At 42.3% G+C, this 13,147-nt stretch carries 10 protein-coding genes and 1 pseudogene; 5 read left to right on the top strand and 6 right to left on the bottom strand.

Annotated features, from left to right (window positions below; all coding sequences use genetic code 11):
• Nucleotides 1-162: 162 nt before the first annotated feature.
• Both EI161_RS10695 and EI161_RS10690 read right to left on the bottom strand, forming a co-directional pair.
• Entirely contained in the window at nt 163-420 is a 258-nt protein-coding gene (locus EI161_RS10695; RefSeq protein ID WP_192529544.1) for a YheV family putative metal-binding protein, read from the bottom strand.
• Nucleotides 421-2,631, bottom strand: a complete 2,211-nt coding sequence (locus tag EI161_RS10690; RefSeq protein WP_192529543.1) for a M3 family metallopeptidase — start codon at nt 2,629-2,631, stop codon at nt 421-423.
• Between the two features lie 714 nt (nt 2,632-3,345).
• Here EI161_RS10690 and EI161_RS10685 point away from each other — a divergent pair.
• The 3 genes from EI161_RS10685 (at nt 3,346) to EI161_RS10675 (ending at nt 6,852) form a co-directional block, all read left to right on the top strand.
• Entirely contained in the window at nt 3,346-4,458 is a 1,113-nt protein-coding gene (locus EI161_RS10685) for a hypothetical protein (RefSeq protein ID WP_192529542.1), read from the top strand.
• Nucleotides 4,459-5,009: 551 nt separating this feature from the next.
• Nucleotides 5,010-5,768, top strand: coding sequence for an endonuclease/exonuclease/phosphatase family protein (locus EI161_RS10680; protein ID WP_192524226.1), 759 nt, complete (start codon nt 5,010-5,012; stop codon nt 5,766-5,768).
• Nucleotides 5,769-5,856: 88 nt separating this feature from the next.
• The gene (locus EI161_RS10675; protein ID WP_192524225.1) at nt 5,857-6,852 is read left to right on the top strand and encodes an NADP-dependent oxidoreductase; all 996 of its coding nucleotides are present in this window, start codon (nt 5,857-5,859) and stop codon (nt 6,850-6,852) included.
• A 38-nt stretch (nt 6,853-6,890) separates the two neighbouring features.
• Here EI161_RS10675 and EI161_RS10670 read toward each other — a convergent pair whose 3' ends face one another.
• The 3 genes from EI161_RS10670 to EI161_RS10660 form a co-directional block, all read right to left on the bottom strand.
• A complete protein-coding gene (locus EI161_RS10670; protein WP_192524224.1) occupies nt 6,891-7,508 on the bottom strand; it encodes an alpha-ketoglutarate-dependent dioxygenase AlkB family protein in 618 nt (205 codons plus the stop codon).
• A 2-nt stretch (nt 7,509-7,510) separates the two neighbouring features.
• A complete protein-coding gene (locus EI161_RS10665) occupies nt 7,511-8,407 on the bottom strand; it encodes an alpha/beta fold hydrolase (protein ID WP_192529541.1) in 897 nt (298 codons plus the stop codon).
• Nucleotides 8,408-8,495: 88 nt separating this feature from the next.
• Entirely contained in the window at nt 8,496-10,439 is a 1,944-nt protein-coding gene (locus EI161_RS10660; protein ID WP_192529540.1) for an ABC transporter ATP-binding protein, read from the bottom strand.
• A 422-nt stretch (nt 10,440-10,861) separates the two neighbouring features.
• On the opposite strand from EI161_RS10660, the gene EI161_RS10655 reads away from it, so the two are divergent.
• Together EI161_RS10655 and EI161_RS10650 are read left to right on the top strand one after the other, a co-directional pair.
• Nucleotides 10,862-11,710 (top strand): EamA/RhaT family transporter, encoded by an 849-nt coding sequence (locus tag EI161_RS10655; RefSeq protein WP_192529539.1) that lies wholly within the window; start codon nt 10,862-10,864, stop codon nt 11,708-11,710.
• Nucleotides 11,711-11,889: 179 nt separating this feature from the next.
• Nucleotides 11,890-12,780: a fructose bisphosphate aldolase gene (locus tag EI161_RS10650; protein ID WP_192524208.1), complete on the top strand. Its 891-nt coding sequence runs from the start codon at nt 11,890-11,892 to the stop codon at nt 12,778-12,780.
• A 190-nt stretch (nt 12,781-12,970) separates the two neighbouring features.
• Here the strand turns inward: EI161_RS10650 and EI161_RS10645 are convergent.
• Nucleotides 12,971-13,096 (bottom strand): annotated as a pseudogene (locus tag EI161_RS10645) (transposase); the annotation flags it as partial.
• Nucleotides 13,097-13,147: the final 51 nt, after the last annotated feature.

The raw sequence follows: 13,147 nt of genomic DNA, 5'->3' as shown, positions 1-13,147 counted from the left end.
TTCTCTTTGTTGTGGTAAACAAGAGTGTAAGGCGTTGCTTATTTTTTTCAACTATTTCCCAATTCTATACAGCCCCTATAGCAAACTCAAAATAAAAAGCCTATCTAATGATAGATAGGCTAGTAGTTATTAAGAGTTGACGTTAGTTATTCGGGACGATATTTAAGGCTTAAACTTCACCGTACCACTGGTGCCAGTCGTCATTGCGTCGCGAGTAAGCTGGTCCTCCAAATGGTTTTTGGCACTGATAGTATCAGGATCAGGGCGATGCTCTGTATGACCGCACTGAGTACATTCGATGTATTCATCAGGTTCGGGCGTGACGATATTGATTTGTACTACCGCATCCATTGCCTGACATTTGGGGCAGCGCACACCCGCCAAAAACCGACGTTTGGGACTGGAGGATTGATAGCGCATTTAAATCACCTCACCTGTCGTTTGTGTATTTGCCGCCTCAGTCGTCTTGGCATCGCTAAAGCCGCTGTGACGCAATAAAGCATCGATACTGGCACTACGCCCACGGAAATTCTCAAAGTTGGTCTTGGCAGGGAAGCTACCACCCACTGATAAAATCGTCTCACGAAATGCTTTACCAGTGAGGGGATTAAAAATACCATCTTCTTCAAACTTACTAAAAGCATCAGCAGATAATAGCTCGGCCCATTTATAAGAATAATAACCAGCGGCATAACCCCCAGCAAAGATGTGACTGAAACCATTGGCAAAGCGGTTATAGTCAGGTGTCTGCATAACAGCGATATCATGACGCACGGTATTTAGCGTGACTAAGATACCTTCATAATCAAGCGCTGGTGTATGCGCATGAATCAGTAAATCAAAAAGTGCAAACTCAATTTGACGCAGCGTCTGCATCCCACTTTGGAAGTTTTTTACCGCCAATAATGCATCGAGTTTATCTTTAGGTAGTGGCGCGCCTGTCTCGACATGGCTACTAATGAGCGCGATACCTTCGGCGTCCCATGCCCAATTTTCCATAAACTGACTGGGTAGCTCAACCGCATCCCATTCGACGCCATTAACGCCAGCGACATCACCAATGGTGACTTGGGTCAATAGATGGTGCAAACCATGACCAAACTCATGGAACAAGGTAATCACTTCATCATGGGTCAATAAGCTTGGTTTACCATCAAGGGCAGGGGTAAAGTTACCAACCATAAAGCACACAGGCAGCTGTTGATGGTCCTGCTCGTCATAAGTATAACGCGACTGGAAACCGCTCATCCAAGCACCGCCGCGTTTACCACTACGGGCAAATAAGTCAAAGTAAAAGCCACCGAGCAAGTTATCATTAGCATCGAATAATTGATAAAAACGGACGTCGTCGTGCCAGCGCGATACAGAGGTTTTATCCGTATTATCGTTCGGACTGTCATTGTTTTGTTCTTTTGCTTTGATACCGTATAAACGTTCTACAATAGCAAATAAGCCGCTAACCACTTTTGGTAAGGGGAAATAAGGACGAATCTCTTCTTGCGATAGGCTAAACTCGCTTTGTTTGACCTTTTCTGCGATATAAGCACTGTCCCATGGCTGCAAGTCATCAATAGCATATTCTTTGGCATATTTTTGCAACTGTGCTAAGTCTTGTTTAGCGGTTGGGGTTGCTTGCGTAGCCAAATCACGTAAGAAGGTCTCCACTTCCGCCACGCTATCTGCCATCTTGGTTGATAGCGACACTTCTGCATAATTATTAAAGCCCAATAGCTTGGCTTTTTGCTCACGTAATTGCAAAATTTGACTCATGATATCGGCGTTGTTTAGTGACTCGCCTTTAGCATTGCTGTGCTTATCAAACTCAGAAGCACGGGTAACATAGGCGCGATATAGGGTCTCACGTAATTTGCGATCGTCAGCATAGGTCATAACAGCAAGGTAAACGGGGATATTTAAGCTTGCTACGTAATAAGGCGTTGGTAGCGCATCGATATCCGTTTGTGTGAGCGCACCGCTGGCAAGTTCGCGTGATTTATACTGTTCGCCTGCATCAGCCAGTAGCGCCAGACCGCTTTCAGTCAAGCCAGCTAATTGGTCTTGTTTAAGCGGCAAAGCGTATGCTTGGGTAGCATCTAAGATATGATCTGAGAATGTCGCTGACAACGTTGATAGCTCACTTTGAATAGCAGCAAATTTTTCTTGTTCAGCTTTCGGTAACGCAACACCTGATAACTCAAAGCTGCGTAGGGCAAGCTCAATGGCACGCGCTCGTGCTGGTTCGAGCTCAGCGAAAAACGCTGTGTCATTTACGATGGTTTGATAGCGGTTAAATAGCGGCTGATGCTGACCCACACGCGTGCCATAAGCCGACAGCTTAGGTAGCAACTCGTGATGCACATGACGAATATCATCATTGCTCATTACACTATTGAGATGTGACAAAATACCCCAGCTGCGGTCCAATGCCACATTGATATGGTCAAAGGTCATCACCTCGGTCAGAGCTTGCTTAGCACTGATATCAGTACCATTCTCGCTATTTGTCGTTGCTGTCAGCTCATCTAAAAAAGCATTGGCAGCATCGATAGCGCTAATGACTCGGCTTTGTAAGCTGTCTGGTGTGGCACTGGGAAAATCAACAAGGTGTAAATCTGGAGAAATAGAAGTCATAAAAATATCCGTTATTGATGAATGAATTATTATTAAGAGGTGTGCGGTTATAAAGGGCATTCATTTGGTAGAAAATATGCAGCCATAACACATATATTGCAAAAGTTATAGCTAATAGCACTGTCTCGGTTTTAAAGTGAATCCACTATATAATATTTGTAATTATTTTTTTCGGACTGACTATTACTGTCTTATGTATAAGCTAAGCTATATAAAATATGGGTTCATTTGATAAGAATGCAACCTCGTCATTTGTAATGTAGAGAGCTGAGTGGTGTTGCTCTCGATATAAAAACATCCTTAAAACCAAGTATTTCCTGTTTTATAACAATATAGATTACTCTACTTACAAAGCGCTATCATTTGCTTGCAAATTAACCCTATAGCGGGTGAGGTTTGACTGTTAGCATCAAGGTAATGAAGCATAAAAAGTAGGTTTTAAGAAAAACACTTTCATTAAAAAACTATTAAGAAAAAAAGTACCAGCTTTAAAAATAAGACAGAAAAAAGCATTGGCCAAAATAACTAATATGAAAATATAAGTGTTATAGCCAGTTCAATATGAACACAACATACAACGGGACTGAAATGCTTTCGCTTAAAATATAAGTTTTTTAGCATGGATTTTAAGCATAGAAATGGCGTAGGCATACGCAAGCCAGAAATACTACTTATAACGTTAAGAGTAAATGATAATAAAATAAGGAGCACTATATGAAAGCGACTCTCAAAAGTTTACGAGAAACCAAAGCCGACCCTGCGGTTAGTATCTTCGTAAAAACGCATCGCGAGCACCCTGCCAACGATAAAGATCCTATTGCCCTAAAAAACCAATTAAAAGTAGCCGAAGAACGCTTAACTAATGAATACGATAAGCGTACTGCGACCACAATTTTAGATAATATTCATGCTAAAACCAATGAGCTCAATCATAATTATAACCTTGATACTTTAGCGATATTTGCCAGTACTGAGGATGTGAAAATCATTCGTATGCCTATCGACACAACAGAGCGCGTGGTGATTTCGACCAGCTTTGCGACTCGCGATTTGGTCCGTGATATGGCCAGTGCCGTTCATTACTATACGGTGGTATTAACGCGTGATAATGCTCGTTTGATTGAAGCATCCAACGACCGTGTCGTCAGAGAACTTGATAAAGATGACGATGTACAAAATAATATGGAAAACATTCAGTTTCCTATCGAAAACAATGGGTTGTATACAACGGGTGATGGCGGCTCGGATCGTTCCGCGAATAACGAAAGCAGCTCCTTAAAAGAGTTTTTTAACCAAGTAGATAAAAGCGTACAAGAGCTGTGGGGTGAGCATAAGATGCCTCTGGTCATCGTTGGTGATGCAAAAAATATTGGCTACTATAAAGAAGTTTGTGATCGTCCAGATAACATTATTGCTACCGTATCAAATGCCACCAATTTAGAAGATGGTAGTGCCCAGCATATCGTTGATAGCGTACAAGAAGCAGTAGAAGGCTATCGTACATCGCTACATCAAGCGGCTATGGGTGAGATTGATAAAGCGCGCGGTGCAAACATGCTGCAGACGGATTTACAAGAAATTTACCGTAGTGCCTTCCAAGGTGTGGGCGAAACGCTCTATATCCGTCGTGGCTATATGCAATCTGCCAAGATTGATGAAGAGGCGCAAACCTTAAGTCCGGCAGATGATGCTGCAGCAGAAGGTGTGACTGATGATGCGGTTGGCGAAATCATCGAACATGTGATTCATAATGGTGGTGAGGCGGTATTTATGCCACAAGACATTATGGGTGAAGATCAGCCGATTGCTCTAGTCACTCGCTATTAATGGATGGCTTAGATTCAGTAATGAATTAGCCATTGTTCATTGATAGCACATAGGTATAGTATAAGAGCATTGGTTCGATAAGAGCCAATGCTTTTTTATATGTATAGCTATAATAGACAATTATTTTCGATACTTTTGAACTCCTATTGAATGCCTATTATTAAATGGAATTTTCTGAAACCAGATAAGAAGCATGGTCACTTCTAGACTCAATAATTTTGTCCGAGAGCCATCGCTTTTAACGCTTACTACTCTATAGATACTGAGTTTATGACTAGGGGCTGTATAGAATTCAGCTATTAGGACTGCTGATTGCTAAAATTGTTTCAGACTAGGCGTAAGTCGAAGGTAATGTCGAGACCTTAGCTAGATTTACAACACTGTCTGGGGCAATTTTAGCATCAGTCAAGCAACAGGACTATTTTTTGCCACTTCTTAGCCAAAACTATCGCGCTTAGAATGACTAAACTTACTATTTTTGGCGTCGAATTTCCTAAAAAATAGTCTCTGTCAGTTCCATAGCTGAATTCTATACAGCCCCTAATAAAATTATGACTAATACCACCTCTTTTGTTTTAACCAGCTATAACATTCATAAAGGCATGTCGCCGATGAATCGCCAAGTCAAAATACAAGGTATCGCTAAAGCACTCGATATCATTGGCTCAGACATACTGTGTCTACAAGAAGTACAGGGGCAAAACCTCAAGCGCAATATGCAATACAACGAATACCCTGACCAATCACAGCATGAATGGTTTGGTGAGTACCTACAATTAGAAAATAGCTATGGCAAAAATTCAGAATATGACAATGGACATCATGGCAATGCCGTTCTGAGCCGCTTTCCACTTGATCCAAAACATAATGTCAATATTACCGTCAATAAACTTGAGCAGCGTGGGGTTCTACATTGCGAGGTACAACCGATAGGCTGGGAGATGCCCGTCGTCGTTTTATGCGCTCATTTAAACCTATTTGAACGCGATCGTATCAAGCAGTATGAAGCAATTTCTAACTATGTACGTAATGAGATTAGCCGCGATCAGCCGTTGATTTTGGCAGGTGACTTTAATGACTGGAAAAAAATGTCCTGCGACAAGCTGGCGTCTGACTTGGGTATGACCGAAGCTTTTAAGCATTGTCATGGCAAGCTGTTACCCACGTTTCCAGCTAAGCTTCCTGTGCTGAGCTTAGACCGTATTTACGTACGTAATCTTAGGGTCAAAGATGCTTGGGTGCACACTGGCAAGCCATGGTCAACGCTATCAGACCATCTACCTTTGAGTGCAGAGTTGGCCTTGCCGTAGAATAAAAATAGGCTTATCGTAACCTGTCACTGCCATATCTTTTTAAACCTAAGCTGATATAAAATAATAAATAAAAGGATAACAACTTATGTCTAATAAACAACTACCAACGACTCAACACGCTGTACTCATACGTGAGTTTGGCGAGCCTGAAGTGATGACGTATCAAGACGGGGTGGCTATTCCTGAAATAAAGGACAATCAAGTATTGGTTAAAGTCGCTTATGCTGGCATCAATCCTGTCGATTACAAAACCCGTCAAGGCAAAGGTTGGGGCGCTGACAGTATCCAAAAAAATAAGTTTGACCATGACCAGCCAGCTATCTTGGGGTTCGATGTAGCAGGCGTTGTGGTCAAAAGTAATAGTGATGAATACGCGGTTGGTGATAATGTCGCTGCGCTTAGTTTCGGCGGCAGTTGCTACGCTGAATATGTCGCAGTCGATGCTGAACTAGCGGCGAAAGTACCTGAGTCTGTCACGCTGGAGCAAGCGGGAGCACTGCCGTGTATCGGGCAAACAGCGCTACAGTTTGTAGAGTTTGCAGATATTAAAGATGGTGAGCACGTGGTGATAAATGCCCCAGCAGGCGGCGTTGGTCATTTGGCGATTCAGTTTCTGATGAATAAAATTACTGAGGATAATATAAAGGTAAGTGTTATTTGCTCGCCAGAGAAATATGAAAAACTGGATGGCTTAATAGATAAAAGCAAGCTGACAGGATGGATTGATTATACCAAAGACGATGACTTTCCTAAGCTGCAAGCCGATGTATTACTAGATTTAGTCGGTGACGACGCTGGCGTGCGTGCCTTAAAAGTTGTGAAACAGTCAGGACGTGTCTATGTATTACCGACAATTTGGGTCGATAAACTAAAAGAAGCAGACAGTGGTAAAGACTTAAGTATAGAGGGTTATGCAGTACAGCCGAATGGCCAAGATATGGCAAAGGTTTTACAAGAGGTCGCTGATAATAAACTGACCTTGCATATTCAGCAAGCATACCCCTTGTCTAAAGTAGTAGAGGCCCATCGTGAGCTACAAAAAGGCGGTACTTTTGGCAAGATTGTTTTAAAAGTAAGCTAAGTGACGTTATAGCTAAGTGATGTTGGCTTAATTAAGTGTCACCTATCTAAAATTTGTCTAAATGTGAGGCTAATCCGTCCTTCAGAGATGGATTTGGTCTTGGTGATGGTATGCTTCCAGAATGTCTGCGTATCACCATGCATGACGATAAGCTGACCGGACTCAAGATGAAGCTCAACTTTATCTTGAGTTTTTTTATGCTTAAAAACAAACTTACGCGTGGCACCAAGAGACAAGGAAGCAATAATTGGCTGCGCACCTAACTCTTTTTCATCATCGGCATGATAACCCATGCCGTCCTCGCCAGAAGGGTAGTAGTTGAGCAAGCAAGAATTAAAATCAGCGTTGATGCCTATTTTTGCTAACTGCTGTTCGATATAAAGTTTCACATGAAACACTGTATCTGACCACTCGATGGTTTGACGGCAATGTCCAGAATATTGATAACTGACACCACTATCACCCATCCAAACGATTTGACGTGTGGTGACATGCGTTTTGCCAAATAACGTGACAATATCAGATTGCCAAGGTAGCTCGGTCAACAGACTATAATATAAAGCGCTTGGGTAATCGATAATTATCCCTAAGTCATTCACTTTACCTTCATAAGGCAAGAGGTTATCATTAGGCATAGGAGCAAAAAGGTCAGTCATTGTTAAGCTTGTTTGCTGCTTTGATAATGTTCATTGATAACCTGAGCACACAATTCTGGCGCTTCCATCGGTAATAGATGCCCATAATCTGTCAAGGAGATGATACTGTCGTCAGGGACAAATTTTTGCCACTGCTGACGCACTTTATGACTGATAAACAACGTCGGCTTACCCGTAATAAGGGTATAAGGACAGCTGAGCTGCTTAAGCGCTGCATCGATATGAGGCGCACCAAAATAATTGGCCAGTTCTTGTTTGGGGGCAAACATCAAGGTGTAATCACCGTCATTATTGGCGGTTAGGCTTTGCTCAGCAAATATCCTCAGGTGTTTATCGCTGATACGTCTATAAGCACGTTGCGCGCGCAAGTGCTCGTAGTAATCATAGATACTTGGCCAGGTAGCTTGCTTAGTCAGCGTACTTTTAAAGGGTTCGCGGCTCAGCAGTAGCTTGCGTGGCAGTAAGTTGTATAGCGTCGCTTGTTTTTTGGTAAACGTCACAGGCTCTATAAGATAGAGCTGTGAGAAAAGCTCTGGGCGCAGGGCAGCGGCTATCGCAGTGGCGGTTGCCCCTTGTGAATGACCGATACCAACGACAGGCTTATCTTGGGTTTTTTCCAAAAACTCAATCAACATATCCGCATCTTGTTCGCGGGTGAGGCGACGGCTCTGCGGCTGATCGTACCAATAGCCGCGCAGGGCCAATGAGGTAATATCAAAGTCAGTTGCCAACGCACTTAGCAATGGCGTGTAGGTGCCAACGGTAAAACTATTGCCGCCATAAAAGTGTGCAGCTTGGCGTTGACTATTAGCTGTGTTCGCTGCTGAACTCAGCTGCTGCAAATCATAATAGCGTGCTTGTTTGCCGCCAAGGCTGATACTGTTGGTAAATGCTTCCATAAAATAGTCACTTCCCTGTGCAAGGTTTTTCTAATGTGTAAGGTGTTTTTAATAAATAAGATAGCTTTAATAAGTAAAACACCTTTAATTAATTGTCTTCACCTAAGAAACCGCCACTTTGGCGATGCCATAAGCGTGCATAGACACCGTGAAGATTTAATAGCTCATCATGGCTACCTTGTTCGATAATTTGTCCTTTATCCATGACCACCAATCTATCAAGAGCGGCGATGGTAGAGAGTCTATGCGCAATCGCAATGACGGTTTTGCCAGTCATGATGTCATTTAAGCTTTCGGTAATGGCAAACTCAATCTCAGAATCAAGCGCACTGGTGGCTTCATCCAATAATAAAATCGGCGCATTTTTTAGCATAACACGTGAGATAGCAATGCGCTGACGTTGACCGCCAGAAAGTTTGACCCCGCGTTCACCAACTTGGGTGTCGAGTCCAGTGTTACCTTTGTCGTCATATAAGTCTTTGATAAAGTCCCATGCTTGGGCTTGTTTGGCAGCAATAACAATTTCTTCGTCGCTGGCATCGGGACGTCCGTAAGCAATATTTTCACGTACGGTACGATGCAGTAATGAGGTATCCTGAGTGACCATGCCAATTTGCTGACGTAAAGACTCTTGGGTGACCTCATCAATGGCTTGTCCGTCGATGTAGACTTTACCGCTATCAACATCAAAGAAGCGTAGTAGCAAATTAACAAGGGTAGATTTGCCCGCACCTGAACGTCCGACTAAACCAATTTTCTCACCTGATTTGATATCCAGATGGAAGTTATCGAGAAGTTTATTAGTAGGTGCTGTCGTCGCCTCGATCTCTTTTAAAGTATTGCCTTCACTATCGATGCTATCAACATTACTCACATCGGCCACATTACCCATATCCCCTAAGTTACCTTCATAACTAAAATCAACATGATCAAAAACGATACGACCATCGGTGACTTTTAAGTCTGGCGCATGCGGTTTATCAATGATGGTTTGCGGCGCTGATAACGTGCGCATGCCGTCTTGTACCGTACCGATACTCTCGAACAGGCTAGCCGTTTGCCACATAATCCAGCGTGTTAAACCATTTAACCGCAGCGCCATGGCGGTCGCAGCAGCAATAGCGCCAACGCCAACGGCACCTTGTTGCCATAAATAGATACCAATACCCGCGGTACTACTGACCAAGATAACACTGATAAGATGGGTTGAGACTTCAAGGTAGCTGACCCAGCGCATTTGTGCATGGACTGTTCCTAAAAACTGTCCCATAGCGTTTTTGGCATAACCAAGCTCACGGCGTGAATGGCTAAACAGTTTGACGGTCATGATATTGGCATAAGCATCGGTAATACGCCCTGTCATCAAGGCACGAGCATCTGCCTGTACGATGGCGGTCTGTTTTAATTTAGGAATGAAATACCACATCGCCAGCCAAACCAGCCCGAACCACGCAATAAAAGGTATTAACAATAGGCTATCTAAATTAAATAGAATGATACCTGAGGTAATAAAATACACCGCGACATACATAAACATGTCGGTGACCGTCATCACGGTATCACGTACGGCTAACGCCGTTTGCATCACTTTAGCCGAAACACGGCCAGAGAATTCATCTTGATAAAACTGCATCGATTGACCGAGCATACGCTGATGAAAACGCCAGCGCATCTGCATAGGGAACACGCCTTGCAAAGTTTGAAAATGAATAAGTGACGATAAGGTAATCCAGAATGGGCTGACTATCATGACGGCCAGTATCATTAGCAGCATATCGCCTTTTTCTGCCCAGAGATTCAGCGGGGTATAAACGCCGAGCCAATCAACGATATTCCCAATCCAAGCAAATAGCATTGCCTCGTAGATACCTATACCAGCAGATAAAATCATGAACAGCAATAACCAGCCGCGTAGACCTTTGGTACATGCCCACATAAACTTTACCATGCCATCGCGAGGTGATGGTAGCGGCATGGGTGTTTCAGGAAAGGCAGGTAATCGATTTTCAAAAAAGCGAAATAGAGCATTCATAGGCGGTAATAAAACATCAATAGCAGTACGTCAAGATAAGCATTATAAGGCGCTATCTTGAATCGTTACTTTTGTGATTAGGAATGTCTGTTATTTTAACAAAATTCACTCTGATGGCTGCATGCTAATTGTAAGCTGAGCGACATAGGTTGTATGTAACTCCCCACCAATACAGTGCTGGTATGAAGAGTCTTGGCATTAAAAATTACTGTCAATCAAACACTACGATAAATAGATTGCCGAATAAGAAATATTTTGTTACATTCCATGGTTTCGCATTATTTAATAGCGCCTGTAAATAATTATTAAATGACAAATAAATGATAAAAGAGTCAGGCAGTTGAAAGCAGATGTAGTACTAACAACAGTAGTGAATACCAATAATAAATACGCAAAATTGCGGCTGAATAAAGGTAAAATCAATGATGTATTTAACGATAGCGGTGCTGTGTAGTGTCGCTGTGTCGGTACTTTTGAAAATATTGCGTCAAAAAAATATAGATATTCGCCAAACGATTGTGGCAGGTTATCCCATTGCTTTTTTATTAACCTGGGTTTTATTAAAACCTGATGTCAGTAGCATTGGCACACTTGGTAATGCGTGGGCTATTATTATCGCTCTTGGTATATTGTTGCCAGCGGTGTTTATCATCCTTGGGCGGGCGATTGAAGCGGTGGGCATGGTGGCGACTGATGCTGCGCAACGCCTATCGTTAATCATTCCTATTTTGGCTGCCTTTTTATTATTTGGTGAAGTGCTCACTGGAACGCGTATATTCGGATTAGCGTTAGGATTTTTGGCGCTTGGTGCATTGGTTTATCGCCCACAGCAAGCTGATATCAGCAAACAAGCCAAGCGTACACCGCTTTGGTTATTTGGGGTGTGGGCCGGCTATGGCATCATTGATATTTTGTTTAAGCAAGTCGCCAAGCAAGGTACGGCTTTTCCTTTAACCTTATTTGTGACCTTTGGGCTGGCAGGGTTGTTGCTATTGGTTTATTTGCTCATCACGCGCGTACGCTGGCAAGGCAATGCCCTGGTCGCAGGATTATTATTAGGTGCGCTGAATATGGGCAATATTTATGCGTACGTACGGGCGCATCAAGTATTGTCTGAATCACCAAGTATTGTATTCACGGGTATGAACGTTGGTGTGATTGCCGTTGCGACGTTAATTGGCGTGGGTGTGTTTAAAGAGCAGCTTAATCGAATTAATATATTGGGCTTATTGTTAGCGATTGGCTGTGTGGCCGTGCTGTTTTTAGCGTAGGATTTTCGCTTATATTTATGACTACATTTGTGATTTCATAAAACTGTTAACTTATCAGATATAGGCACGTAGGGCATCCTATGGTAAGGTTATTTACAGTCAAGCCCATAATAACATTTGGCTAAAGACTTATTATAAAAATTTTTTACCTTTATTAATTAGGACAGGATGCACACCCAATGGAATACGAAAAACAATTACAGCGTATAAAAAATGGTTCAGGTTTTATCGCCGCCCTTGATCAAAGTGGTGGCAGCACGCCAAAAGCGCTAGAAAATTACGGTGTCAGTGGCGATGATTATGACAACGATGAAACCATGTTTGATTTGGTACATGAAATGCGCGCGCGTATCATGACTTGTGATGCATTTGACAATGAGCGCGTACTTGGGGCGATTTTATTTGAAGATACCATGGAGCGCGAAGTCAATGGTAAGCCGACCGCCAATTATCTATGGGAAAATAAAAATATTGTACTGTTCTTAAAAGTAGATAAAGGCTTGGCTGAGCAAATGAATGGCGTCCAAGTGATGCGTCCGATGCCAAATTTAGATTTATTATTAGATAAAGCAAAAAACTATCCCGTATTTGGTACCAAAATGCGTTCAGTCATTTATGAGCCAAATGTTGACGGTATTGAACTGGTTGTGCAGCAGCAGTTTGATGTGGCAAAGCAAATCATCTCAAAAGGCTTAATGCCTATCGTTGAGCCAGAGGTAGATATCAACAGCGCGCAAAAGCATGATTGTGAGCTGATTCTTAAAACCAGTATTTTGAATAACCTTGAGCGTTTAAATGATGGTCATCAAGTGATGCTCAAACTGACGTTGCCTGAAGAAGCAGGCTTTTATAAAGAGTTGATCGATCATCCAAAAGTATTAAAAGTAGTGGCACTATCGGGTGGCTATAGTCGTAGCGACGCTTGCGCTAAACTTAAACAAAACCCGGAAATGATTGCCAGCTTCTCGCGTGCCTTTACCGAAGGCTTGAGCAAACAGCAAAGCGATGAAGAATTTGCAGCGACCATTAATACTTCAATTGAAGAGATTTATGAAGCGTCAAAGGTTTAAAACCTTAAACATTAAACCTTTATAATTGATTTTGAATCCCAGCTGACTTTAAGTTTGCTGGGATTTTTCATATGGTGTTTATAGTAGAAAGATATTAAACTTGTGTTTGTTTTTATGGTTTCTGGAGAGGTTGTGTTGCGTTTTATTGTTTTAGGATTGCTTTTATTAAGTACTAGGGCGTGTTGAACATTCATAATTTGAGCCAGATATAAGCACAAGCAAGAGCGACTGTATTTTCATAACTCTGCTTGAGCTTATCAAATCTGGTGGCAACCGCCCTATACTGTTTTAGTTTGGCGAAAGCATTTTCTACTAGGGCGTGTCATCAATTAGCAGAGATATTTTAAAATAAGCTATACTAATTCTA

It is taken from the genome of Psychrobacter sp. FME5 (assembly GCF_014861375.1).
Classification (GTDB): domain Bacteria; phylum Pseudomonadota; class Gammaproteobacteria; order Pseudomonadales; family Moraxellaceae; genus Psychrobacter.
Note: the sequence above shows the minus strand (reverse complement) of the source record. Positions and strands in the feature narration are given on the sequence as shown.

What these genes read in the sequence shown, in the direction of transcription:
- EI161_RS10695 (WP_192529544.1), bottom strand. Translation starts at nt 420, where the DNA reads ATGCGCTATCAATCCTCCAGTCCCAAACGTCGGTTTTTGGCGGGTGTG.
- EI161_RS10690 (WP_192529543.1), bottom strand. Translation starts at nt 2,631, where the DNA reads ATGACTTCTATTTCTCCAGATTTACACCTTGTTGATTTTCCCAGTGCC.
- EI161_RS10685 (WP_192529542.1), top strand. Translation starts at nt 3,346, where the DNA reads ATGAAAGCGACTCTCAAAAGTTTACGAGAAACCAAAGCCGACCCTGCG.
- EI161_RS10680 (WP_192524226.1), top strand. Translation starts at nt 5,010, where the DNA reads ATGACTAATACCACCTCTTTTGTTTTAACCAGCTATAACATTCATAAA.
- EI161_RS10675 (WP_192524225.1), top strand. Translation starts at nt 5,857, where the DNA reads ATGTCTAATAAACAACTACCAACGACTCAACACGCTGTACTCATACGT.
- EI161_RS10670 (WP_192524224.1), bottom strand. Translation starts at nt 7,508, where the DNA reads ATGACTGACCTTTTTGCTCCTATGCCTAATGATAACCTCTTGCCTTAT.
- EI161_RS10665 (WP_192529541.1), bottom strand. Translation starts at nt 8,407, where the DNA reads ATGGAAGCATTTACCAACAGTATCAGCCTTGGCGGCAAACAAGCACGC.
- EI161_RS10660 (WP_192529540.1), bottom strand. Translation starts at nt 10,439, where the DNA reads ATGAATGCTCTATTTCGCTTTTTTGAAAATCGATTACCTGCCTTTCCT.
- EI161_RS10655 (WP_192529539.1), top strand. Translation starts at nt 10,862, where the DNA reads ATGATGTATTTAACGATAGCGGTGCTGTGTAGTGTCGCTGTGTCGGTA.
- EI161_RS10650 (WP_192524208.1), top strand. Translation starts at nt 11,890, where the DNA reads ATGGAATACGAAAAACAATTACAGCGTATAAAAAATGGTTCAGGTTTT.